This window comes from Cellulophaga sp. (assembly GCF_039943695.1).
GTDB lineage: Bacteria > Bacteroidota > Bacteroidia > Flavobacteriales > Flavobacteriaceae > Cellulophaga.
Window position 1 is genome coordinate 1 of the sequence record NZ_JBDVAA010000153.1, and the last position, 3,010, is coordinate 3,010.

The following is a 3,010-nucleotide window of genomic DNA, read 5'->3' on the forward strand; positions in this document are numbered from 1 at the left end:
GGTAAAAAAAATAGAGTATCTTTGCGCGCGCATTTAGGAAGGTAAATGCATTTAAAAATCAGTTATGTCAACAACAAAGAACATTGCAATTATTGCCCACGTAGATCACGGGAAAACGACCTTGGTAGATAAAATTATGTACCACTGTCAGTTATTTAGAGAAAACCAAAATACAGGTGATCTTATATTAGATAACAACGATTTAGAACGCGAACGCGGAATAACAATCGTATCTAAAAACGTTTCTGTAGTCTATAAAGACACAAAAATTAACATTATAGATACTCCTGGTCACGCCGATTTTGGTGGAGAGGTAGAGCGAGTATTAAATATGGCAGATGGAGTTTTACTTTTAGTAGATGCTTTTGAAGGACCTATGCCACAAACTCGTTTTGTATTGCAAAAAGCAATTGACCTTGGTTTAAAACCTTGTGTTGTTGTTAATAAGGTTGATAAAGAAAACTGTACGCCAGAAGAAGTACACGAAAAAGTTTTTGACTTAATGTTTGAGTTAGGAGCAGAGGAGTGGCAGTTAGATTTTCCAACAGTATACGGTTCAGCTAAAAATAACTGGATGAGTGACGACTGGAAAAACGAAACAGAAAACATAGAGCCATTATTAGATATGGTTATAGAGCATATTCCAACTTTTGAACCAAAAGAAGGAAATACTCAAATGCTTATTACTTCTTTAGATTATTCTTCATTTACAGGTAGAATTGCTATTGGAAGATTACAACGTGGTGGCTTAAAAGAAGGTCAGCAAATTTCTTTAGTAAAAAGAGATGGTACTATTACTAAATCTAAAATTAAAGAACTTTATACTTTTGAAGGTCTTGGAAGATTAAGAGTAGAGGAAGTTAATACAGGAGACATTTGTGCTATTGTAGGTTTAGAAGGATTTGAAATTGGTGATACTGTTGCCGATATTGAAAACCCTGAAAAATTAGAGAGTATTGCTATTGATGAGCCAACAATGAGTATGTTGTTTACAATTAACGATTCTCCTTTCTTTGGTAAAGATGGTAAGTTTGTTACTTCTCGTCATATTAAAGACCGTTTAGAGCGCGAGCTAGAAAAAAACTTAGCATTACGTGTAAACGAAACTGATAGTGCTGATAAATTTTTAGTATTTGGACGTGGTGTATTACACTTGTCTGTACTTATAGAAACAATGCGTAGAGAAGGTTATGAGCTACAAATTGGACAGCCACAAGTTATTATTAAAGAAATTGATGGTGTTAAATGTGAACCTGTAGAAAGTTTAACTATAGATTTACCAGAGGCTGTATCTGGTAAGGCTGTAGAAATGGTTTCTATGCGTAAAGGTGAAATGACTAGTATGGAAGCAAAAGGAGAGCGTATGGTATGCGAGTTCTTAATTCCTTCTCGTGGTATTATTGGTCTTAGAAACCAATTATTAACTGCTACTGCTGGTGAGGCTATTATGGCACACCGTTTCTTAGAGTACCAACCAATGCGTGGAGATATTCCTCAACGTCAAAATGGTTCTCTAGTTTCTATGGAAACAGGAAAAGCAATTCCTTATTCTATAGATAAATTACAAGACAGAGGTAAGTTCTTTGTAGATCCAGGTGAAGATATTTACGAGGGTCAAGTAATTGGAGAAAACTCTAGAGGTGATGATATGACAGTTAACATTACTAAAACTAAAAAGTTATCTAATGTGCGTTCTTCAGGAGCAGATGATAAAGCTAAAATTGTACCAGCTATTAAATTCTCTTTAGAAGAAGCTTTAGAATATATACAAAAAGATGAGTACGTAGAGGTAACTCCTGCGCACTTAAGATTACGTAAAATTTACTTAACAGAAAATGAGCGTAAGCGTAATAAAATAGCTTAATTAATTAAGTTTATACTACAAAAATCCCAAGGCGTAAGTCTTGGGATTTTTTTTATTTAATTTTGAAATGTTCTGTAAGTTAAAACGACTACTAGATATTAACACATAAATATAGATGAGAATGAAAATAATAGTAAAACTTGTAAGTTTATTTGCAATAGTAAGTTTTGTTGCCTGTAAGGAAACAGATAAAAAACAAGCCGATAAAAATACAGTAGAACAAACAAAAGAGTTAGGGTATCAAATCCCAAATTCTTGGATAGAAAAAAGAGTTACTGCTGCCAATAAAAGGCTAAATGCTACAGAGGCGGGTAAAGTTTTATGGAGTGCAATTGAGGCACACGGCGGATTAAAAAAATGGTATTCTAATGGATATTTATCTTTTAGGTTTAATTACCAACCATTAAACGGTAAAGGCATAAGAGATTCTTACCAAACAATAGATACTTGGAACAATAAAGCAAGACACAATAGTATAACAGACAAAAACGATATTTTTGGTTGGGACGGTAAAGAGTCTTGGATTAAAGCAAAAGACAGTACCTCTTTTAAGTATGATACTAAGTTTTGGGCGCTAACTCCAATATACTTTTCTGGTCAGCCATTTGTTTTTGATGGTAAAGGTGTAAACCTAGAGTTGTTGCCACAAGTAACTTTTAAAGGGAAAACAGAAAATGTAGTTAAAGTTACTTATGACGGTGGCGTTGGTTCTGCTCCAGATGATTATTATATTATGTATATAAACGCAGAAACTAATTTATTAGATGCTTTTAAATATATTGTTTCTTATCCAGAGTATTTTCCTAATGGAGGACACGCTCCTGAAAAAATTACAGTAACGCAAGGAACAACAACTGTAAATGGTATTGTGTTTGCTAAAGGATTTAAAACCTACTGGTCTGATGAAGAAAAGGAAAACGGATTAGCGGAATATATTACTAAAATAGATGTTACTGATATTAGTTTTTCTGATGAAGTAGAAGAAAATTATTTTTCTAAACCAGAAGGAGCAAAAATTTTAAAATAGTATATAAATTGAAGTTATAATACTAGAAAAAGCCTTCATCTATAATAAGATGAAGGCTTTTTTTATTTTTTTAATGTGGCAGATGCTGCGCCTATAATTCCGGCGTGGTTTTCTAACAC

Annotated in this window: 2 protein-coding genes; both read left to right on the plus strand. The window is 33.3% G+C overall.

Translation table 11 applies throughout. The features are described from left to right. Positions 1–64: 64 nt before the first annotated feature. Entirely contained in the window at positions 65–1,864 is a 1,800-nt protein-coding gene (gene typA, locus ABJD66_RS09720; RefSeq protein WP_100896618.1) for a translational GTPase TypA, read from the plus strand. A gap of 121 nt (positions 1,865–1,985) precedes the next feature. After that, positions 1,986–2,891, plus strand: coding sequence for a hypothetical protein (locus ABJD66_RS09725; RefSeq protein ID WP_348130915.1), 906 nt, complete (start codon positions 1,986–1,988; stop codon positions 2,889–2,891). Positions 2,892–3,010 lie beyond the last annotated feature (119 nt).

Bases quoted from the DNA above. Each gene is read 5' to 3' on its own strand.
- typA (WP_100896618.1), top strand. From the start codon at position 65: ATGTCAACAACAAAGAACATTGCAATTATTGCCCACGTAGATCACGGG.
- ABJD66_RS09725 (WP_348130915.1), top strand. From the start codon at position 1,986: ATGAAAATAATAGTAAAACTTGTAAGTTTATTTGCAATAGTAAGTTTT.